General features: G+C 58.8%; 20 protein-coding genes and 1 tRNA gene. 9 read left to right on the forward strand and 12 right to left on the reverse strand.

Annotated features, from left to right (window positions below; genetic code table 11):
- Positions 1 to 157: 157 nt before the first annotated feature.
- Positions 158 to 553 (reverse strand): GatB/YqeY domain-containing protein, encoded by a 396-nt coding sequence (locus Q355_RS0108655; protein ID WP_027877440.1) that lies wholly within the window; start codon positions 551 to 553, stop codon positions 158 to 160.
- Positions 554 to 628: 75 nt separating this feature from the next.
- Here Q355_RS0108655 and purH point away from each other — a divergent pair, with 75 nt between their 5' ends.
- Positions 629 to 2,137, forward strand: a complete 1,509-nt coding sequence (purH, locus tag Q355_RS0108660) for a bifunctional phosphoribosylaminoimidazolecarboxamide formyltransferase/IMP cyclohydrolase (protein ID WP_027877441.1) — start codon at positions 629 to 631, stop codon at positions 2,135 to 2,137.
- 33 nt (positions 2,138 to 2,170) lie between these two features.
- Here purH and Q355_RS0108665 read toward each other — a convergent pair whose 3' ends face one another.
- The 3 genes from Q355_RS0108665 to Q355_RS0108675 all read right to left on the reverse strand — a co-directional run bounded on the left by Q355_RS0108665 (position 2,171) and on the right by Q355_RS0108675 (position 4,172).
- Positions 2,171 to 3,070, reverse strand: a complete 900-nt coding sequence (locus tag Q355_RS0108665; RefSeq protein WP_027877442.1) for an EamA family transporter — start codon at positions 3,068 to 3,070, stop codon at positions 2,171 to 2,173.
- Positions 3,071 to 3,113: 43 nt separating this feature from the next.
- Entirely contained in the window at positions 3,114 to 3,731 is a 618-nt protein-coding gene (locus Q355_RS0108670) for a uracil-DNA glycosylase (RefSeq protein WP_027877443.1), read from the reverse strand.
- A gap of 72 nt (positions 3,732 to 3,803) precedes the next feature.
- Positions 3,804 to 4,172: a hypothetical protein gene (locus Q355_RS0108675; protein ID WP_027877444.1), complete on the reverse strand. Its 369-nt coding sequence runs from the start codon at positions 4,170 to 4,172 to the stop codon at positions 3,804 to 3,806.
- 284 nt (positions 4,173 to 4,456) lie between these two features.
- On the opposite strand from Q355_RS0108675, the gene Q355_RS0108680 reads away from it, so the two are divergent.
- Entirely contained in the window at positions 4,457 to 5,923 is a 1,467-nt protein-coding gene (locus Q355_RS0108680; protein WP_027877445.1) for a hypothetical protein, read from the forward strand.
- Between the two features lie 209 nt (positions 5,924 to 6,132).
- Positions 6,133 to 7,659, forward strand: coding sequence for a glutamine-hydrolyzing GMP synthase (guaA, locus tag Q355_RS0108685; protein ID WP_027877446.1), 1,527 nt, complete (start codon positions 6,133 to 6,135; stop codon positions 7,657 to 7,659).
- 176 nt (positions 7,660 to 7,835) lie between these two features.
- Here guaA and Q355_RS0108690 read toward each other — a convergent pair whose 3' ends face one another.
- From Q355_RS0108690 to Q355_RS0108720, 8 genes are all read right to left on the reverse strand, one after another.
- Positions 7,836 to 8,417 carry a protoglobin domain-containing protein gene (locus Q355_RS0108690; protein WP_027877447.1) on the reverse strand — a complete coding sequence of 194 codons (582 nt, stop codon included), beginning with the start codon at positions 8,415 to 8,417 and terminating at the stop codon, positions 7,836 to 7,838.
- Between the two features lie 186 nt (positions 8,418 to 8,603).
- Positions 8,604 to 10,883 carry a protein translocase subunit SecD gene (gene secD, locus Q355_RS0108695; RefSeq protein ID WP_027877448.1) on the reverse strand — a complete coding sequence of 760 codons (2,280 nt, stop codon included), beginning with the start codon at positions 10,881 to 10,883 and terminating at the stop codon, positions 8,604 to 8,606.
- 192 nt (positions 10,884 to 11,075) lie between these two features.
- Positions 11,076 to 11,396, reverse strand: coding sequence for a hypothetical protein (locus Q355_RS0108700; RefSeq protein WP_027877449.1), 321 nt, complete (start codon positions 11,394 to 11,396; stop codon positions 11,076 to 11,078).
- 129 nt (positions 11,397 to 11,525) lie between these two features.
- A complete protein-coding gene (gene infB, locus Q355_RS0108705; RefSeq protein WP_027877450.1) occupies positions 11,526 to 13,241 on the reverse strand; it encodes a translation initiation factor IF-2 in 1,716 nt (571 codons plus the stop codon).
- Between the two features lie 28 nt (positions 13,242 to 13,269).
- Entirely contained in the window at positions 13,270 to 13,569 is a 300-nt protein-coding gene (locus tag Q355_RS16445; RefSeq protein WP_084496093.1) for a YlxR family protein, read from the reverse strand.
- A 26-nt stretch (positions 13,570 to 13,595) separates the two neighbouring features.
- Positions 13,596 to 14,774, reverse strand: coding sequence for a transcription termination factor NusA (gene nusA / locus Q355_RS0108710; protein ID WP_027877451.1), 1,179 nt, complete (start codon positions 14,772 to 14,774; stop codon positions 13,596 to 13,598).
- Positions 14,775 to 14,828: 54 nt separating this feature from the next.
- Positions 14,829 to 15,371 (reverse strand): ribosome maturation factor RimP, encoded by a 543-nt coding sequence (rimP, locus tag Q355_RS0108715; protein WP_416338664.1) that lies wholly within the window; start codon positions 15,369 to 15,371, stop codon positions 14,829 to 14,831.
- 312 nt (positions 15,372 to 15,683) lie between these two features.
- Positions 15,684 to 15,770 (reverse strand) — tRNA-Leu (locus tag Q355_RS0108720).
- A gap of 109 nt (positions 15,771 to 15,879) precedes the next feature.
- Between Q355_RS0108720 and Q355_RS0108725 the strand changes: the two genes are divergently transcribed.
- The 6 genes from Q355_RS0108725 (at position 15,880) to Q355_RS0108750 (ending at position 20,874) form a co-directional block, all read left to right on the forward strand.
- The gene (locus tag Q355_RS0108725; RefSeq protein ID WP_027877453.1) at positions 15,880 to 17,022 is read left to right on the forward strand and encodes an ABC transporter ATP-binding protein; all 1,143 of its coding nucleotides are present in this window, start codon (positions 15,880 to 15,882) and stop codon (positions 17,020 to 17,022) included.
- A complete protein-coding gene (locus tag Q355_RS0108730) occupies positions 17,015 to 17,878 on the forward strand; it encodes an ABC transporter permease (protein ID WP_027877454.1) in 864 nt (287 codons plus the stop codon). The genes Q355_RS0108725 and Q355_RS0108730 overlap by 8 nt, the downstream gene beginning before the upstream one ends.
- The gene (locus Q355_RS0108735; protein WP_027877455.1) at positions 17,875 to 18,654 is read left to right on the forward strand and encodes an ABC transporter permease; all 780 of its coding nucleotides are present in this window, start codon (positions 17,875 to 17,877) and stop codon (positions 18,652 to 18,654) included. The genes Q355_RS0108730 and Q355_RS0108735 overlap by 4 nt, the downstream gene beginning before the upstream one ends.
- Positions 18,655 to 18,709: 55 nt before the next feature.
- On the forward strand, positions 18,710 to 19,735 hold the full coding sequence (locus tag Q355_RS0108740; protein WP_027877456.1) for a polyamine ABC transporter substrate-binding protein: 1,026 nt from the start codon (positions 18,710 to 18,712) through the stop codon (positions 19,733 to 19,735).
- A 211-nt stretch (positions 19,736 to 19,946) separates the two neighbouring features.
- Positions 19,947 to 20,399: a c-type cytochrome gene (locus Q355_RS0108745; protein WP_027877457.1), complete on the forward strand. Its 453-nt coding sequence runs from the start codon at positions 19,947 to 19,949 to the stop codon at positions 20,397 to 20,399.
- Between the two features lie 34 nt (positions 20,400 to 20,433).
- Entirely contained in the window at positions 20,434 to 20,874 is a 441-nt protein-coding gene (locus Q355_RS0108750) for a c-type cytochrome (protein WP_027877458.1), read from the forward strand.
- The last annotated feature ends 166 nt before the right edge of the window (positions 20,875 to 21,040 follow it).

Raw genomic sequence — 21,040 nt, forward strand, 5'->3', positions numbered from 1 at the left:
AAGGGATACGCTTTCTTCGCCGAGCGCAGCGAGGGGTGTGCTCTAGGATTCAAAAAGATAGCCTCTTAGCGCTTTTTATTTGAAGATTATCTTTTTGAATCCGGTATTACGAGCCGTTGGAGGAATCCGGCCTGAAGGGGGATCGGGCCTGGCTGGATTAGCCTTTGACGATTTTCTCAATCACCTGCTTCACCCGTTCCCCCGGCGCAGATGGCCCTAGCGCCCTGGTTACAATACCGATAGCGGCCATGGGCGATTTGAGCTGGGAGAAGTCCACGTTGGCGCGAACCCAGGCTTCAATTTCGGCTTCGCTCAGCTCTTTCGGCAGGTATCTGTCCAGAAAAGCAAGCTCGAAGGCGTTTTGGTTTTCTTCCGCCGTGACCCGCAGGGCCTTGAGAATTTTGGCTGCATCGGCATCTGGTAGGGGTCTGCCATCGCCCTTGCGGTCGAGTTCGGCTTTGACTACGCGGGCGAAGTCGCGGGTGGCGGCATCGCCCCGCTTCATGGCTTCGACAATCTCCTTCTTGATGGCTTCATAAATGCTCGTGCTCATATCTACAGTGTAGCTTGCTCTGGCCAGCCAAACCAAAGTTTATAGGCGCTCTTTGGAGGGTATGATTTTTGAGCTATGCGTGCGCTTTTATCGGTGTCGAATAAGTCGGGCCTGGTGGAGTTCGCCAGCGGTCTGGTAGAGCTGGGGTTTGAGCTGGTGTCTACCGGAGGAACCTACAAAACCCTGCAGGCGGCGGGCCTGCGCGTTACCTACGTGTCCGAGGTGACCGGCTTCCCCGAAATTTTGGATGGCCGGGTAAAAACCCTGCATCCCCATATTCATGCAGGCTTACTGGCCAGCAAAAGCCCCCAACACGAAGCAGAGCTAAAAGCCCACAACCTGACCCGCATCGACCTGCTATGTGTCAACCTGTACCCCTTTCGCGAGACGCTTGCACGCGGGGCCGCTTTTGAAGAGTGCCTGGAAAACATCGACATTGGGGGGCCGGCCATGCTGCGCGCCGCCGCCAAAAACCACGAGGCTGTGCTGCCGGTGTGCGACCCCGCCGACTATGCACAGGTACTGCAGGCCCTGCGAACCGGTATCAGCAGTGAGTTTCGTCGTAGGCTGGCCTATAAGGCTTTTGCTCACACTGCGGCCTACGATGCGGCCATTGCCAACTTTCTGGCTTATGAGAAGTTCCCCCAGACCAAGCTCCTGACCCTGGAGCGCCTGCCGGGGGTGGAGCTGCGCTATGGCGAGAACCCGCACCAGGAAGCGGCTTTGTACGCCCTCGAGGGCCAGACCGGCCCAGTGTTGCACGCAAAGGTGCTTTCGGGTAAGCCCATGGGTTTCAACAACTACGCCGACGCCGACGCGGCCTGGAGTCTGGTCAAAGAGTTTGAGCTGCCGGCTTGTGTGGCCGTCAAGCACGCCAACCCCTGCGGGGTAGCCCTGGCCGATAACCCCAAAACTGCCTGGGAACGTGCCCGTGACGCCGATACCCTCTCGGTGTTTGGCGGGGTGGTGGCTTTTAACCGTCCGGTGGATTTACCCACCGCGATGGCTACCCGTGGAACTTTCCTCGAGGTGCTCATCGCGCCCGAGGTAAGCCTCGAGGCCCTGGACTGGTTCCGCAGCAAAAAACCAGACCTGCGGGTGCTGGTTGCGGCTTTGGAAGACGCCGACAAGCGAGAGTTTCGCCCCCTGGTGGGCGGTTTCCTAGCCCAGGACAGAGATTTTCGGCGTTGGGAGGAGCTAAAGCTGCGCTATGTGACCGAGCGCATTCCCACACCCCAGGAACTGCTCGACCTTAAGTTTGCCTGGTATGTGGGCAAGCACACCCGCTCGAACAGCGTGGTGCTGGCTAAAGATGGCGTGACGGTGGGGCTGGGTACAGGTGCGGTAAGCCGCATCTGGGCCGCCGAGCGCGCCATCCAGAATGCGGGTGAGCGGGCCCGTGGGGCGGTACTCTCTTCCGAGGCCTTTTTTCCTTTCGACGATGTGGTGCGGGCGGCGGCGGCAGCAGGTGTTACCGCCATCGTGCAGCCAGGTGGCGCCAAACGGGATGAAGAGGTAATTGCTGCTTGCAACGAGCTGGGCCTTGCGATGGTTTTTACTGGTTCGCGCCACTTCAAACACTGATGGTTGGACAAAGGTTCCCTTGGCGCAGTCAGGTTAGAGCACAGGCTGGACAGCGGGCTTCATGCGGCTGCGGAAAACCAGGCCCACCCCCACAAGCACCAGGGCGGCCCCTATCCAGGTCCAAACCCCCAGGGGCTCTTGCAAGAACGCCCAGCCTAACAGCAGGGCAATTACCGGATTTACATAGGCATAGGTTGTTACGAGGCTCAGGGGCAGCAGCCGCACCGCCAGGATGTATGAGGTATAGGCAATTAGTGAACCAAAGACAATCAGGTAAAGGTTGCTGGCCCAGCCCAGAAGCGTGGGGGTGTGCCACGGCTCGCCAAGAACGATGGAGATCAGCAAGAAGCCCAGCCCGCCAAAAAGTTGCTGATAACCCGAGACGACCACCGGCTCTACGCTGGCAATGCTGCGCTGGGTGTAGATAGTGCCGCTGGCCCACATTATTGGAGAGATGAGCAATAGCGCGAAAGCCAGCAGGTTGGTGGGCGCGGCTGTGCTCAGCTTGGGTACGTTTAGCGCCAGGATACCCAACAAACCAATCAGCAGGCCTAGCACTAGAAGCCCTGAGGGCTGCTTTCGATCCAAAAAGCCTTCAACGATGGCAGCCCAGATGGGTGTAGTGGCAATCATCAAAGCCACGTAACCCGAAGGCACATACTGGGTTGCCACCAGAATGAGGCCGGTGCCGCCCAGCCATAGCATGGTGCCCGATAGCGCCAGTTTCCCCACTATGGCACGGCGGGGCTGTACCTGCCTGCCCCGCCAGCGGGCATACAAAAGCAAAAGCAAGGCCGCGGGGATAAACCGCGTGGCTCCCATCCAAAACGGCTCAAAGCCATTGAGGAGACCAATTTTGAAGGCCAGATAGGTGCTGCTCCAAACCAGATATACCACCAGGAGATGCAGCAGGCCAACACGGGAGATAAGCATTTGCGAGCTCTGTCAAACAGGCATCTTGGGGGCTTTTGACCATTCAAAAAAGCGATTCCTGGCTGGCGGCTTTGATTTCGACACCCCTTTTGGGGCCCAGCTCGTCGAGGGTTTTTTTGACCAGCTGAATGTCTTGCCAGGTGAGGTATTTGGGGCTGCCTGCTTCGCGCGAGGGATTGCGTAGCAGGTAAGCCGGGTGGAACATGGGGAAAATTTTGATGCCCTGCCACTCAAAAAACTTGCCTCGAGCTCTGGTGATGGGCAGCTTCTCGCCAGCGAAGAACTCGAGCGCTGTCGCACCCAGGGGAATAATGATTTGGGGCTTGACCAGCTGGATTTGCTTTATCAGCCAGAGCGAGGTGCAGGTCTTGGCCTCGAGCGGCTCGGGTGCACGGTTTCCTGGTGGGCGGCACTTTACGATGTTGGCGATGTAGACGCTCTCTCGAGCGATCCCCACAGCCCCCAGGATTTTGTCGAGCAGTTGCCCGCTGCGCCCCACAAACGGCCTACCCTGCAAGTCTTCATCTTCGCCAGGGCCTTCGCCCACTATCATCAGCTGGGCATCGGGGTTGCCCTCTCCAAAGACCACCTGGGTACGGTTTTTGGCCAGGCCACAGGCCACACAGGCTCTGGCTTGAGCAGCAAGAAGTTCGAGGTTCATGGTTGATAAAAACAAGACAGTTGTGAGGCCCAAATCTGGGGAGCGCCCCAGTATCCCCCAGGCTGGCGCCCTTTATTGCAAGGGTTTACGTGCTTTGCGGGCCTCCCGGCGAATTTTGGGATCGAGACCAATCATCAGAAAGAAGTTCTCGAGGGCGTTTTCCTGGCCTTTAATTTCGGGGTGTGCATCTTCGGCGGTGCCGGTTACAAAGGGCAACTGCTGGTACAGCTCCAGGGCCTGGCTCACGACCGCATCGGGGCCTTCGGCCTCGGCTACCTCGGCCAGCTTGGCATAAATTTCGCGCCGGGCTTCAGCGTGCAGGCGAAAGATATCGGGGTTCGGTGTCTCCGGGGCCCGAAGAACATCCTGCTTGGCAATACGGCGATAGTGCTTGAGACCGCGCACAATTTCTTCGGTGGAGAGGGTCACCTTGTACTCCATCCTAGCTCCTTTCAACGCAGAACCCACTTTGGGGTAAAGGTCGACTTTCCTAGTTGTGATTATAGGATTCACAAAAATATAGTGTCAACGCAAAGCTGTTTGTATAGAGTCTGTTTTTTGTGTACTGATGTGTTCGATTCAAAACCCAGATGGCACGCCGGCATCAAGCTGGCGTGCAGGTTGAGGGGGCACCAGGCTGGGCCAAGCTTGAAGCCAGGTATTCAAACAGCGCTCCTCAGATACCCCATGCCTTTTATGGCCCTAAGCGCGATATACTGCGGGTTATGGAAAGCCTGGGGCACTACTTGTTGCGGGAGCGCATTGCGCTGCCGGGGGTAGGTGCAATTGAGGCGTATGAAGGCCAGGATGTGCGTACTGGTATTGATGTGCTGGCCTTTAAGCCTTTGCCGGAACAACCTCCCAAACTATCCATACCCCATACCCTTTCCTGGATAGACCAGGAAGAAGACGCCTGGATTGCCGAGATTCCTGTAGGTGCCGTCAAGACCGCCTGGCTGGCCGGACGGGTTGATGTGGTCCGACTGACGCAGTGGTGCAAGCAACTATTGGGCGTGCTTAATCGGGCACAAGAAAGCAGCATTCCGGTGGGGTGCATAATTCCAGAGCTGATCTGGGCCAGGGGTAGCCGGGTCTGGCTGGGTGGGGTAGGGGTGCCCAACCCTGTGCACAGGTGGGATTTTGGAGGGTTGCTCAACACCGTGAAGGTGCTTGCTGGAGATGCGTATCCAGCCTTGCCCTGGAGGGCAGCACTGGAAGACTACGTGGCGGGCCGGCTCGACTACGCAGACCTGGTGGAGCAACTCGAGGCCGAAGGCGCGAGCGGTGGAGGGATTAGCGGCCAGTTTACTCCCAGTCAAGATGCCTCGTCTTCGCTCGAGACGCTTGCTTCGGGGCGCGAGGCTGAGGATACGTCCCCAGCGACAGACGAGCCCAAGCGCGTCCGAAATGGGCACCTCGAGGCCCGTAGGGCGCGAGCCCAGGGGGAGAGGGTGGACAGTGTGTCTCACGAGGAGAGGGCCTCGTCTTCGCTCGAGACACTTGCTTCGGGGCGCGAGGCTCAAGATACGTCCCCAGCGACAGACGAGCCCAAGCGCGTCCGAAATGTGCGCCTCGAGGCCGAAGGCGCGAGCAGACTGGGCAAGTCCCCACAGACCAAGACACCCCTGGAAGCCTCGTCTTCGCTCGATGGCTTCTACTCGCCATACTCGGAGGAAGCAAAGCAGGCTCAGCCTGAAGCAGTCCCCGAAAAGCCTGCCGTTAGCAAAAGCCTCAACGTTCAGGTAAACGAACCTTCCTTGCCGACACCGACCGCCATACCCCCACGCCGCATCCGTATCGAAGAGCGCCTCGAGCCTCCCTTTGAGGTTTTAGAACCCCCTTCGCAAAGCCGTCGTGCAGCCCTGCTTTGGCTATGGCTGATTCCCCTTTTGTTGCTGCTGGCCGGGGCTGGTTTGTGGATACGCTCCAGAAACGCTTCTTCCGCGCAGGCTACGGCCTATCCGGTCGAGTTTCGCCTGCAACCGCCAGGGCCGAGTGCTAGCCTGGTTATCCTGGAAATCCCCGAAGGTTCCAAAATGCCGCTCAACACCGAGGTGGCCCAGTTGCCGGGGCGGGTCGACTTCGACAAACCTGGTGTTTATCGCATTCGGGTTCGGGTGCAGGGGCGCGTGCCGGTGGAATCGCTGATCGAGGTGCCCAACCCTGGCGGGGTTACTATCAGCTTGCGCTAGGGCGGGTAATACCCAGCAGCTAAAGGCGCATCGCCGAGGCGTGGCCCAGCCGCAAAAGAATCCCTGTACGCTTTTGGCTCAAATTGAGAACGGTTGAGGGTGCAGGCTTACCCCGGTGGTGTTTCAGGAACTGGCCGACAGAGAACAGAGCAGGCAAAACATGTCGTCAACATCTTGGAGCTTGCCGCCTCGAGCCTTATGCTTCTTGCATGAGTGTGGTCATCCTCGACTATGGTTCGCAGTACACCCGCCTGATTGCCCGCCGTATCCGGGAGCTACGGGCATATTCGGTTATTTTGCCGGGGACTGCCAGTTTAGAGCGTATCAAAGCGGAAAATCCGCAAGCCCTGATTCTCTCGGGGGGGCCCGCCTCGGTGTTCGACCCGAGCAGTCCGCGGCCTGCGCCAGGGGTGCTCGAGCAGGGCTGGCCGGTGCTGGGCATCTGCTACGGGATGCAGTACCTGGCCCAGCACTACGGGGGCAGGGTCGAGCGGGCTGGGCGCCGCGAGTACGGTAAGGCCAACCTGGTTTTTCATACCGGCCCGCTCTTTGCTGGCCTCGAGGGCGAGCTGCAGATGTGGATGTCCCACTCCGACGCAGTTACCGAGCTACCCCCTGGTTGGCAGGTAATTGCCCGTACGGAAGAAAATCCGGTTGCGGCCATTGCTGCGCCCGATGGGCGTACCTTTGGGGTACAGTTTCACCCCGAGGTGGTGCACAGCCCCAAGGGAATGCAGGTGCTGGAGAATTTCCTCGAGCTAGCCGGAGTTGCCCGCGACTGGACGGCCCAGCACACCCTGGAAAGCCTGGTGGCCGACATTCGCGCCAGGGTGGGCGACGACAGAGTGATGCTGGCCGTATCGGGCGGGGTAGACTCCTCCACGCTGGCCCTCTTGCTGGCAAAAGCCATTGGAGACCGTCTCACAGCGGTTTTTGTGGATCATGGCCTGCTGCGGCTGGGTGAGCGAACCGAGGTCGAGCAGGCCCTGCGCCCCCTGGGAAAGGCCCTGCGGGTGGTGGATGCAAAAGAGCAGTTTATGGCTGCTCTGCAAGGGGTAGCTGACCCCGAACAGAAGCGCAAAATAGTGGGCCGCGAATTTATCCGGGTTTTCGAGCGCGAGGCCCGGCAGCTTTCGGCCCAGGGCTACCGATGGCTGGCCCAGGGAACCCTCTACCCCGACGTGATCGAGTCAGCGGGCAGCGGCGAGGGCAGCGCCAACATCAAAAGCCACCACAATGTGGGGGGCCTGCCCGAGGATTTGCAGTTTGAGCTGCTCGAGCCCTTCCGCTACCTGTTCAAAGACGAGGTGCGCGAACTGGCCCTGCTGCTGGGCCTGCCCGAGCCCATCCGAATGCGGCACCCTTTTCCGGGGCCGGGGCTGGCCATCCGCATACTGGGCGAAGTCACCCAGGAGAAACTGGATATTCTGCGTCGGGCAGACGACATCTTTATCTCCAGCCTGCGGGACTGGAACCTCTACGACCAGGTTTCGCAAGCAGCGGCCATCCTGACCTCTATGCAAAGCGTGGGGGTGGTGGGCGATGAGCGCAGCTATGGCTATGTGCTGGGTTTGCGGGCGGTATCCACGGTAGACTTTATGACCGCCGACTGGGCCCGTCTTCCGCTGGACTTTCTGGACGAAGTGGCGCGCAAAATTACCCGCCAGGTACCGGAGATTGGGCGGGTGGTCTACGACATTACCAGCAAGCCCCCGGCTACCATTGAGTGGGAGTGAAGCCCAAGCAAAGGGCGCTGTGGGGCAGGCCTGCTTGTCTATGGTGAACAGCCGCTTTAGCGGTCTGTCCCGAAGGGGATCGTCCGGCTGGTGAACAGCCGCTTTGGCGGTCTGTCCTGAACGGGGTCGCCTACCTGCTGTTGTTCAAAGCCATTATTGCAACACAGGCAAAGTGGTTAGATCTGGCTGGAACGTTCCTCGAGCCAGCTCACTGCTGCCGACTGGAGAATGCGCGGACTGACCCCGGACTGCTCCAGTTTATGCAGGTAGGCCTCGAGCCGCTCGTCAGCAGCCATGGCTTGGACGGAGTTGGCCAGGCGCATCCAGGCCCTGAAGAGCTGGTCGGCCTCGTCGAGGGGCAGGCTGAGGTGGGAAAGTTGCCAGATTTGCTCGATGAGCCAGCCCCACATCACCATGACCTGGCTTTTGGAGATGCCCCGGTACTGATGCACCCATCCGACCAGAACCTGCCAGGCGAAGTACTCGAGGTCAAACGGCCCAGCAATCGTGCGCCGGTACCATATCCTGAGCACCTGCTCCCGCATGGGCCGCTCACCCTCACGAAACACCGAGCGGGTGGCTGGGTGGCTGAATAAGATGTCGTAGAACCCGCTGATAATGGCCTCTTCCCAGCCCCGTAAGTGCGCCGCGTAGGTATTGAGGGTAACCCCATCCTGGGGGCTATAGCGGGTCATGGGTGGTAAGGTCTCCCAGACGGTCTGGGCGACCTGGAAATACCCGTTCAACGATGGATACATACGGTCAGCTTAGAACAGTTTCAGAGGTACAAATTGCCCCGATCCCCACAGGCGCTGAACAGTTGACTTTGCAAGCATAGCGGCTTCACAGCGCTGTGCAGCCAAATTCTGTTCATCCAAACCCGGTATCGGCTGGGGTAGCAAAAGACCCCCACCCGCAGGTGGGGGCTGCCCGGCCCGGCTGAACTAGGCCGAACGGGCTTTTGTGGCCGCCTTGCGGCGCTGCTCGAGGGTTTTGTACCAGACCACCAGGCCCGAAACCACATAGATGGAAGAGTAGGTTCCCACAATAAAGCCCACGAAGATGGCCAGCGAGAAGTCGCGCAGTACCGGCCCGCCCAGGAAGAGCAGGGCCAGGATGGGCAGCATGGTTGAGAGCGAGGTCATAAGGGTGCGGGAGAGGGTCTGGTTGATGGAGGCGTTGACGATATCGTAGTAACTGCGGCCCCGCATTAGCTTGAGGTTTTCCCGGATGCGGTCAGAGATGATGACGGAGTCGTTGATGGAGAACCCCACAATGGTCAGCAAGACCGCCACCGTCGGAATGGAAAATTCCAGCCCCAACAAGCTATACATCCCGGCCACAATCGCCACGTCGTGGCCTACTGCAATCACGCTGGCTACCCCGAACACCCAGTCGAAGCGGAAAGCCACATAAATCAGGATGAGCGCCAGCCCCACCAGCACCGCAAAAACAGTATTCCGGCGCAGCTCCGCCCCAATGGCCGGGCCCACCGTTTCGGACTGGAGGATGGTGGCATTTAGGCCTTCCTGGAACTTTTTCTCTAGTTCGATGCGCTGTTCTTCGCTCACCTGACGCACCCGCACCGAGAACTCATTGCCGCTCACACTGGAGAGCGAGGTGATGACCGATTCGGCCCCGCGCAGCTCGGCAATGCCAGTGTTATCCAGGAAGCTGCGTATCTGATCGGCCCTGACGGTATCAGGTACGCGGATGGTAAAAGCCGTACCGCCGGTAAAGTCGATGCCAAAGTTGAAGCCCTTTACAAATACAATACCCGCGGCGATGACAGCCAGGGTGAGCGATGCAGCCGTGACGTAGCGGGAGATGCCCAGGAAGTCAATTTTTGTACCCCACAGCCAGTAGGGGGGCTTAACTTCGCGGCGGTCGCCGATGGTTTCCAGGAGCCAGCGGCTGAAGACCAGGTTGGAGAAGACCGCGGTTACCACCCCCAGGGCCAGCATCACCGCAAAACCCCGCACCGGGCCGGTGCTGTACTGGTAAAGGGCGGCTGCCGCCAGCAGATGGCACATGTTCACGTCGAGAATGGTAATGATGGAGTGGGAGAAGCCGCCCGGGATGGCCTGACGGAACTTCTTGCCCATTTTGAGCTCTTCCTTGATGCGCTCGAAGGAGAGCACGTTGCCGTCCACCGCGGCTCCCAGGGTGAGAATCAGGCCAGCGATGCCCGGCAGGGTAAGGGTTGCGCCCAGCATGGAAATCGAAGCTAGCAGCAGGATGGCAGTATAAACCAGGCCAAGTGCAGCAACCAACCCCATCCAGAAGCCGTAGTAGGCGAAGATTAAGACAAACAGCAGGATCGTGCCGATAATTCCTGCCTGGATACCCGCGTTGATGGCATCCTGACCTAGGGTAGGGCCAATGGCGCGGGTTTCCGCCACTTCCAGCTTCACCGGGAGGGAGCCTGAGCGCAGCACCAGGGCAATGTCGGAGGCTTCCTGTACGCCTGAAAGCCCCTCGATAACGGCCCGCCCACCGACGATGGCCTGGCGGATGCTGGGTGCAGTATAAACTTTGTCGTCCAGCACTACTGCCAGCTGGCGGCCCACATTGGCCCGGGTAACCTCCTCGAACTTTTTAGCCCCCTCGGGGGTGAACTCCATATCGACCTGAGGTCGGCCAAACTGATCGAAAGAGGCATTGGCAGTGCGGAGGTCGGCACCGGTGAGCAGGGGCGGTCCGAGGTCCTCGAGCTTGTACAGATTTTTCTCGAGCTCGGCCCGGCGGGCAGCCAGGGCGGCCCCGCTCAGGCCTGAGTTGCGCAGTTGCTCGTTGATTTGCGCCACGGTGGTGCCAGTTGCGCCCTGATTGACAATGCGAAACTCGAGCTTGGCGGTCTGGCCAATCAATGCTAGGGCACGCTCTTGCTGGTCCTGCTTCAAGCCTGGCAGCTCAACGATAATCCGGTCGTTGCCCTGCACCTGCACCAGCGGCTCGGCCACCCCAATCGCATTGACCCGGTTCTCGATAACGGTGCGGGCTACCTCGAGCTCGGTTTTGGCTACGGCAGGGTCGGGGTTCGGGGTTACTACCCTCAGGGTTACCCGCAAGCCCCCTTGCAGGTCGAGGCCTAGCCGAATCAGTCCATCTGCAGGCAGCAAGGGGTTTTGCGGGTTGCGGGCTTCCCAGGGACGGAAAAGTCCCACCATGGCTGCTACAAGCAGCCCGATCAGAAAAACAGCTTTCCACAAACGGTTGGTCATATGGGCTCCTGCTGCAGTTCACTGTATTTCTCCGCCAGAGTGGGGCGGGATTGTTTTCGCGAACTGCTCTAAATCCAGTTAGGACGAGGGTTTTGGGCCATACCTTATCCAGATTGCACTCGCCTGGGGCCAGGCCAAAATTCCTGAACAGCGTTTATTTTTTGGCCTTTGGCACCGGGCCGCATGGGGGTTTTAGCCACCGTCGGTTTGCAGGCGGGAATAGGCCAGATAAAGCCGCCGCCTTGGGGGCAGCATGAACTGTGCAGGGGCCGGCGGGCAAACCGGGACAGAAGGGCTGCGCATGGCCAGTCCAAGCGCCACCACAATCAAGCCCAAACTTAGGGGATTGAATTTGGCTTTGGCCTCGAGCAGTTGCTGGGGTAGGGGAATGGCCATCCAGCCCTGGCTAAACCCGTTATCGGCTTTGGCTTTGCTGGGCGACCAGAAGAGCCCCGGCCCCAAGGCTAATAGGGCCAGGATTGCAAAGGTGATCCAGCGTTGCCAGCGTTTCATAACTTAAAGCCAAACCACTTTATACCGCAATGCAAAGTTTGACCAGCTCGAGGCACCGCTGCGGCAAAGCGCAAAGCACTCGACTGCCCATACACAAGAAGGTTTTCTGTAACCGCTTGAGGCGCTTGGTTAGTCTGTGGCGACCTCAACTTGCTGGCTGGCCTCGAGCACGTCCCCCTCCTGGAAATCGGTAAAGCCATCCAGCAGAATTCCGCACTCAAAGCCCTGAGCCACCTCACGCACATCGTCTTTGACCCGCTTGAGGCTTTCGATTTTGCCTTTCCAGACCTCCTTACCTTTGCGCAAAACCCTGATGTCGGCGTTGCGTGTAATTTTGCCCGAGGTGACCATGCAGCCTGCAATGACCCCACGGGTCAGCTTGAAGATGGCCCGCACTTCGGCAGTTCCCAGGATTTCTTCTTTGTAAACCGGCTCGCGCTGCCCCTTCACCATTTTTCGGATCTCGTCAATCAGCTCGTAGATGATGCGGAAGCTTTGTAAGGGCACACCCTTTTGCTCCGCCGCTTTCTTAACTGAGCCGCTGGGATTGACGTTAAAGGCGAGGATGGCCCCGCCCGCAGTCGAGGCCAGCAGCACATCCGATTCCGTAGGTGCGCCTACCGCGGCCAGCAGCAGGTTGATCTTGACTTCTTCGGTGGCCTCTTTAGCCAGAATGTTTTGAATGGCTTCCAGGGAACCCTGGGTATCGGCGCGCAGGATCAGGTTGATTTCCTTTTGTTCGTCCTCGTGTACCTTTCGCATCAGATCGGCCAGGCTGCGGGCGCGGGTAAACTCGGCTTTGGCCTCAGAGGCTTTGCGCTCCTCGATGCGCTCTTCGGTAATTTCCTTGGCCGCTACCTGGTCGGGGACCCAGGTAAAGGTATCCCCGGCCGAGGGCAGGTCGGAAAAGCCCAGTACCTGCACAGCACTCCCGGGGCCAGCCTCAGTGCGACGGTTGCCTTCGGCATCGGACATGGCCTTTATCTTGCCCCAGTGCTCGCCCGCGACCACATAATCGCCGATTTTGAGGGTACCTTGTTGTACCAGCAGGCTCACCAGGACACCGGCTTGTTTGTCAACTCGAGCTTCCAGTATTACCCCCTGGGCCTCGGCTTTGGGGTCGGCCCGCAGGTCTTCGAGTTCGGCTAGCAGCAGGATGGTCTCGAGCAGATCGGCGACGCCCTGGCCGGTCTTGGCCGAGATGGGCAGCACTTCTACATCCCCCCCGAAGGCCACCGGCACCATGCCCAGCTGCATCAAGTCCTGGTAGACCTTGTTGATGTCTGCGCCTGGCAGATCCATCTTGTTGGCGGCAAAGACAATCTTGGCCCCGGAGGCCTTGGCGTGGGCGATGGCCTCTTTGGTCTGGGGCATCACCCCCTCGGTGGCGGCGACCACGATAACGGCGATATCGGCAACCCGGGCCCCCCGCTGCCGGATGGTGGTGAAGGCCTCGTGGCCGGGGGTATCGATAAACACCACTGTGCCGCCTTTGGTCTTTACTTCAAAGGCCCCTACGTGCTGGGTAATACCTCCGGCTTCCTTCTCGGCGATGCGGCTTTTGCGCAGGTAATCGAGCAGGCTGGTCTTGCCGTGGTCTACGTGCCCCATAATCACCACCACCGGGGGACGGTGGGGGATAGACTTGCGGGCCTCTTCAGCTTTGCGTGCTGCCTCGGCGACCTTTTGTTCACCGATGAGCTCCTTGACTGCTAGGGCGGTGTCTTCCTCGAGGGTGCTGGCATGGGACTTATAGCTTACCCCCATCTCGTCGAGGATTTTGAGCAGCTCTTCGTTGGTCATGCCGAGCTCTTTAGCGAGCTGATAGATTCTGATTTTTGCCATGCTGACCTCCAGTTCTGTGCGTCCAAAGTCATGTGTCTTGCGACGACGGTTTCTCGACCTTTGGGGCCTGACTAAAGACGTTTCCTAGAACCATTTGTAACGCTGTGGAGAGCTCTGTTGCTTTGGCTCCGGCGAAGCGGCGAAGTTTTTTCTCGGCCCAGCACCCGGGGCGGTCGGGGCATACGTAAGCGCCACGCCCGGGTTTGCGCCCGCTGGGATCGAGCACGGGGCCTCCCTCGGTAATCACAATCCGCAACAATTCCTGCTTGGGCCTGCGTTCCCGACAGGCGATGCACTGGCGGATGGGAATGTGTTTAGCCTTGGGCATCCAGCCTCCGTGATGGGCCACCGCCACTATTCGCCGTCTTTGAACAGGCTCTCGAAGCGGCTCTTGGCATCCTGCGAGACCTTCAGGGACTCGTCCTTCTCGGCTGCTTTCAGAATGGCTGCGTCGAGGTCGGTAATCTCTTCGGCTTCTTCAAAGTCGATCTCGTAGCCGGTTAGCTTGGACGCCAGGCGCACATTCTGGCCAGCCTTACCGATAGCCAGCGAGTGTTGATCTTTTGCGACCACTACCCTGGCGCGGTTCTTGCCATCCTCGCTGGTTTCTATGGTTATTTCGCCCACAGTGGCGGGCGAGAGTGCGTTGCGGATGAACTCTTTTGGATTAGGGCTCCATTGAATAATGTCGATTCGCTCGCGGCCAAGCTCGGCCGAGACCGCCTGAATGCGCTGGCCCTTGTGCCCGATGCAGGCTCCGATGGGGTCGACGTTGGGGTTGTGGCTTACCACGGCCACCTTGGAGCGGCTTCCGGGTTCGCGAGCCAAGGCCTTGACCTCCACGATGCCCTCGGCAATCTCGGGGACTTCCTGGCGAAGCAGGTAGCGCAACAGTTCTTCGTGGGCCCGGGAAACCACCAGGCTGGGTCCTTTGGTGGAGCGCTGCACCTGTTTCAGGTAGACCTTAATGCGCTGGCCGGGGTGATAACGCTCGGTGGGGATTTGCTCTTTGGGGGGCATCAGGGCCTCACCGCGGCCCAGCTCCACGTAAACGTTGCCCCGGTTGTCCACCCGGGCCACGCTGCCGGTTACGACCTCGCCTTCTTTGTTCTTGTACTCGTTATGTACGCGGGTGCGTTCGGCTTCTTTGAGGCGCTGGGTGAGCACCTGCTTGGCAATCTGTACCGCAATGCGGCTGAACTCCTCGGGGTCGACGGGGAACTCCATCTCCTCGCCCACTTCGACTTCGGGGTCGTACTTTCTGGCCGTCTCGAGGTCAATCTCTTTATCGGAGTCTTCGACCTTCTCGACCACCCGCCGTATTTCCAGCACCTCGAGGTGGCCCTCCTGGGGGTCTAGCTGCACCTCTACGATGGGGCCCTTGCCTTCTTCTTCGACATCTTTTTGTTTGAAGCCTTTTTGCCGTAAGTAGGCTAGCCGCAAGGCCTCTTCAAAATTGGAAATTAACTCTTCTGCTGTAACCCCACGCTCGTGGGCTACCTGGGAAAGGGCGTCTACAAAATCTTTGTTCACAGATGTTCCTCCTTTTTGGATGCGGATACTTGCCTGGGGCTTGTTGGGCCTGACCTACCTGGGCCTGTCGGGCCACTCGGCCAGGTTCGCTTTGAAGGTGCCGAGCTGAAGGGTGCGCACCTCGTCCTTCTCGAGCCAGAACTCCACCATATCCCCCTTGACTGTCCCTACCCGTCCGGTAAAGTTGCCCTGGGGGCTGCGAACCTTCACCTTCAAGCCCACAAAGCGCTCGAAATGGCGGGCAGTGAAGAGCGGACGTTCGGCGCCCGGCGACTCGACCTGAAGCAGGTAATGCTCTGGCAAAAGCGCCTCGAGGGTGTCGAGATGCGCGCTGAGTGCGCGGTTGGCCCGCTCGAGGTCGGCCACCGAGATGGGCACCTCGTCCTTGCGCTCAATGCGCACGAGCAGAATGGGGTTCTTACCGCTTTTTAGGCTGGCCTCGAGCACCTCATAACCCAGGGGCGACAGCACACCTGCGGCAACCTGGTTCCACTGAGAAGTGCTTTCTGAGCCGGTTTTGGGCCCCATCTGCAAGGATTTATCTGGCTCCACGCATTCACCTCCTCCCCAAGAAAGAAGGGTGGGTTGAAAACCCACCCCCTGGAATCTCGGGAGAACTTAGCAAGTAAAAGTGTAGCACTATTTGATGAGAGGGTAAAGTGAGACGGATTGCCTTGTGCGCTGGGCTTAACCTGGGGGCAACAAACCCCTAGTACCGGCTTAACAGATTGGCTGTTCAGCCAAACCCGACATAACTAAGAAATGCCCTTGGTTAGTTCTTTTTGCTGGGGTTCCCACCTGAAGCACGGGTAGCAACGGCCTGAAAAACGCTGGTGCTCCGACCTCTCCCTAACGGAACGATTCGGGTAGGATTCATATAAGAGACCCCCTCTTGCAAGAGGGGGTTGGTGGTGCCGGGAACAGGACTTGAACCTGCACACCCTTGCGGGCGCATGACCCTGAATCATGTGCGTCTACCAATTCCGCCATCCCGGCTCAGGGCAAGAGAAATAGTAGCCAGTTAAGTCTACTTCGTCAAGGGGGGTAGCAGAAAGAAACCGGGGCATGTTGTCGTCAACCTTTATTAAAGATTACACTCTGCCCTGTGGAGCCTACGCTTTTTCGCAGCCGACGCGAGCGGAAACTGGGTGAGCAAATTGCCGTGCGCCTCGAGGGTGTCACCAAACGCTTTGGCGATCAGGTAGCGGTTGATAGGGTAAGCCTCGAGATTCGTGATGGTGAGTTTTTTAGCCTGCTGGGGCCCTCGGGCTGTGGCAAAACCACCTTGCTGCGCATGATTGCCGGCTTTGATACCCCCGACCAGGGCCGGGTCATCATCGGAGGAAAGGACATGACCGAGGTGCCGCCCTACCTGCGCCCGGTCAATACAGTTTTTCAGAACTATGCGCTTTTCCCCCACATGACCGTGGAGCAAAACATCGCTTTTGGGCTGCGCATGAAAAAAATGCCCCGCGACGAAATTGCCCGGCGGGTGCAGTGGGCCCTGGAGCTCATTAACCTGCCGGGCTACGAAAAACGCCGCACCGACCAGATGTCCGGGGGCCAGCGTCAGCGCATTGCTCTAGCCCGGGCCCTGGTTAACGAGCCGGAGGTGCTGCTGCTCGACGAACCCCTTTCGGCCCTCGACCTAAAGCTGCGCCAGGAGTTGCGGGTAGACCTGATGAACCTCCAGGAACAACTGGGCATCACCTTCATCTTTGTAACCCATGACCAGGAAGAAGCCCTGGTCATGTCCGACCGCATCGCCGTGATGAACAAGGGGCGTATCGAGCAATTAGGCCCCACCGAGGAGATTTACGAGCTTCCACAAACGGCCTTTGTGGCTAAGTTCATCGGCGACTCCAACCTGATTCCGGCCCAGGCCATAGAGCCGCGCAAAGTCAGGACGCCCCTGGGTGAGTTTGTGCTCGACGACGAGGACGCCCTCGCCCCTGGTCAGGAGGTGCTGCTTTCGATTCGCCCCGAGAAAATACGCCTCTTTAGGGAGAAACCCAGCCTGCCCAACGTTTTTTCGGCAAAGGTAGACGACATTATCTACACGGGTTCGGAAAACCAGTATTTGCTTTTGGCCGATGGGCAGCGCCTGATGTGCAAGACCCTCAACCAGGACATACAGGAGCCCGGCCACGAGGAGTTTGCCTACGACGAAGAGGTCTGGGTGGCCTTCACGCCCGAAAAGCTGGTGGTCATTCAGGGCGGGGCCGAAGGGAGCAATCCCTATGCGTGAAGCCGCAAGGCCCTGGGAGCGCTTGCGCCAGGTGCTCGTTACGGTGGGGCCGGGTGCTTTGTGGCTGGTGGTTTTTGTTCTTATCCCGACCCTCATCATGTTTGTGGCCTCGCTGATGAGCCGGGGCAGCCTGGGCCAGCTGGTACCGCCATTTGGCCTGCACAACTATGCGCGCTTTTTTTCCGACCCGCTTTTTATTGAAATTATCGGGCGCAGTCTGGTGATTGGCTTCTGGTCTACGGTATTCATCGTTTTGCTGGGCTATCCGCTGGCCTTTTACATTGCCCAAAGCCGACACAAGGAAGTGTTGCTGCTGCTGGTGGTCATTCCGTTCTTCACCAATTTTCTGATTCGGGTCTACGCCTGGATTGTGGTGTTTCAGAAAGAAGGCCTTGTGAATAGCCTATTCGCAGCCTTTGGTCTCCCACCTGCGGAGCTGCTGCCCTCTACCTTCGCGGTGTATGTGGCTACCGTTTACACCTACCTGCCTTTTTTTGTACTGCCGCTTTATGCCGCCGTCGAGCGCATCGACTGGAGCCAGCTCGAGGCTGCCTACGACCTGGGGGCCCGGCCCATCCGGGCTTTCTGGGAGGCCATCTTTCCCCAGACGCTTCCGGGCTTGTTTGCTGGCTTTTTGCTGGTGTTCATACCGGCGGTAGGCACTTTTGTCATTGCCGACCTGCTGGGGGGCGGCAAGGTTACGCTGGTGGGCAACCTGATCCAGCTTCAGTTTGGCTCGGCGCAAAACTGGGCCTTTGGCAGCGCGGCCAGCATGGTGCTAATGGGCATGGTATTGCTGGGGCTGTGGCTCTACGCCCGTACCCAGGGTGAGAAAGGACTGGACAAGCTGGTATGAAGCGCTTGCTATCCCTTCACGCCTGGCTGGTATTTGCCTTTTTATATCTGCCCATAGGGGTCATCGTGGCCCTCTCCTTCAACCAAAGCCGCTTTGGGGTGCGCTTTACCGGCTTTACTTTCGACTGGTACCTTCGGCTTTTTAGCAACGAGCGCATCCTCGAGTACCTCACCAACACCCTGATTGTGGCGGTGGTGTCCACCCTGGTCTCGACCATCCTGGGCACCCTTCTGGCGGTGGGTTTGGTGCGTTATCAGTTCCGCTGGCAGAACGTGCTGCGCTACTTGCTGTATGTGCCGGTGGTGGTGCCGGACGTGGTGATGGGCATCTCGCTGCTGCTTTTGTTCGACGTGGTGCGCGACGCCATTGGCTGGCCCCGGCTGTCGCTGTTTACCATCATCCTGGCCCACATCAGCTTTCAAATTGCCTACGTCACCCTGGTGGTGCGGGCCCGGCTAATGCTCCTGGACCCCACCCTGGAAGAAGCCGCCAAAGACCTGGGGGCTACCCCCTGGCTCACCTTCCGTGAGGTAACGCTGCCGCTGATCATGCCGGGGGTGGTTTCGGGGGCTTTACTGGCTTTTAGCCTATCGCTCGACGATTTCGTGGTAACCTTTTTTACCGCAGGCCCGGGTTCAACCACCCTGCCGCTTTATATCTATTCGTCGGTCAAACTGGGGATTAGCCCCGAAATTCATGCCCTTTCTACATTGATGGTGGGGATTACAATTTTGGTGCTGTTGTTGGGGACACTGTTCTGGAGGAAGCGTACCTAGCGCCCTGGGTGCGTTGGTAGGAACGACAACAAGTCTTGAGTGGAGGAAGGTTGGCATGAACAGATTCGGGCTTATCGCTTTGTTGGGGCTTTTGATAGCCGGGTGCGGTCAGCAGAAAAAAGAGTTGCGTCTGCTGAACTGGTCGGACTACATGCCCAAAGAGGTGCTTCAGGAGTTCGAGAAGCGTGAGGGCATTAAGGTGGTGGAGGATACTTACGACTCCCCCGAGGCCATGCTCTCCAAGTTGCAGGCCGGTGGCGACACCGAGTACGACGTGCTGATTACCCCCGACTATACCGTGGGGTCGCTGGCTCGAGCCGGTAGCCTGCTGGAGCTCGACAAGACCAAAATTCCCAACCTCAAGAACCTCGACCCGCAGTTTGCCAACCCGGCCTTTGATCCAGAGGGCAGGTACAGCGTGGTGTACCAGTGGGGCACCACCGGGCTGGCCTACCGTGAAGACCTGGTAAGTGGGCCGGTGGAGAGCTGGGCGGTGTTGTTCGACCCGGCCAAGCAGGTAGGGCGGTTCTTGCTGCTGGACGAGATGCGCGAGATGATAGGGGCAGCCCTCAAATACAAGGGGGCGTCGGTGAACACCACCGACCCGGCTATCCTGGCCGAGGTTCAGGCCCTGCTACTCGAGGCCAAGCGTCGTTCGCAGGGCTTTGCTGGGGGAACCAGTATCCGCGATCGCCTGATTGCCGGTGACATTGCGGTGGGGCCCGCCTATTCGGGGGACATCCTGGCGGCCCAGCCCGAGAATCCCCAGCTCAAATATGTAATCCCTGCTGAAGGGGCTACCCTCTGGACCGACAACCTGGTGCTGTTGAAAAAGAGTCCCAACCACGAGCTGGCCCATAAGTTCATCAACTTCTTGCTCGAGCCCGAGATTGCCGCGCAAATCTCCAACTCGATTGGCTATGCCACCCCAGTAGCGGCAGCCATGGATCAGGTTGAAGAAAAAGACAACCCCATCATCTACCCCACCCCCGAGATTAGGGCCCGCCTCGAGCTGCTGGCCGACCTGGGCGACCAGGCCGATTTGTTCAATAAGGTCTGGGCGGAGGTCAAGTCACGTTAGGGGGCTTTGACCCCGAAAGCAAACTTTGGGCATGCAGCACGGATTGCTCATAGGCGCAGGTGCGGTATCGTCCAAAACCCGTTCTGCTCTGGCCTGGCTCGGCCAGCGACTTTTGCTAAATCGGACTGGCGGCCTTTAGCTTCGATTAACCAAAGGCCCCTGTGGGGCTGAACCTTACTTTTGTCACAGCCAGCAGGGCTATACTCAGGGCGTGAGAACGCTCTTTGGTCTCCTGACCTTTTTGAGCCTGGCGCTGGGCCAGCCTGGGCCCCAGATTTACCAGCAGAACTGCGCGTTCTGCCACGGCGACAACGGCCAGGGACGGCCGGGAGCCTTTCCGCCCCTGGCGGCCCATGTCAACGAGTTGGTAAAAATCCCAGAAGGCCGTACCCATCTGATTAATGCGGTGCTATTCGGGATGCAGGGCCCGGTTCGGGTTAAGGGTATTACCTATAACGGTGTGATGCCGGCTTTTGGTCAGCTTACCGACGACCAGATCGCTACTGTGCTCAATTACATCCTCAACGCCTGGGGCAATGACAAACTGCTGCCGCGGGATCATCGGCCCATAACGGCATCAGAAGTTGGCGCTGCGCGCAATGTGGCCGATAGGCCAACCCCTCAACAAATCGGCAGCATTCGCTCCCGCATAAATGTCCCGTAGCGTTCGAAGCTAAACTTGTTTTGGAGGAGAAGCGATGAAGAGGCTTTTGCTTTTGCTGGTTCTAATTCTTCCGGCTGCTTTTGCCCAAAGTGGGCCAGTGCTGTACCAGCAGTGCCAGGGCTGTCATCAGCCCAATGGCGCGGGTATACCTGGCGTATTTCCCCCATTGGCCGGGCATGTTCCCGATATTCTGGCAGCCAAGGGGGGCCGACCCTGGCTCATCCAGGTTTTACTCTGGGGTATGAGCGGCGAAATTGTCGTAAAAGGGGTCAAGTACAACGGGGTTATGCCTAGCTACCGCCAGCTTGGTGATGCCGAGATTGCTGCCCTGCTCAACCACATCTCGACCCAGTGGGGCAACAAGTTCCCTGCAGGGCAGAAGCCGTTCACACCAGCAGAGGTCAGGGCCCAGCGGGCCAAAACCTTGACGCCGGCCCAGGTTAACTCAGCCCGCAAGGCCCTGGGCTTGAAGTGAGCTGGCGTGGTTTTTGTAGGACTTACGCAGTTGAACGTTGACAAAACCATAGGTTAGCTCCTCACTTCAGCCCGTCGGAATCGTGTTTTATTGACGTTGTGGGCTTCTTGTTTCTGGAATCGTTATACCTTGTAAACGCAGGCACCTTAGGATTCGGGTAAATGCT

It is taken from the genome of Meiothermus cerbereus DSM 11376 (assembly GCF_000620065.1).
GTDB classification, from domain to species: domain Bacteria; phylum Deinococcota; class Deinococci; order Deinococcales; family Thermaceae; genus Meiothermus; species Meiothermus cerbereus.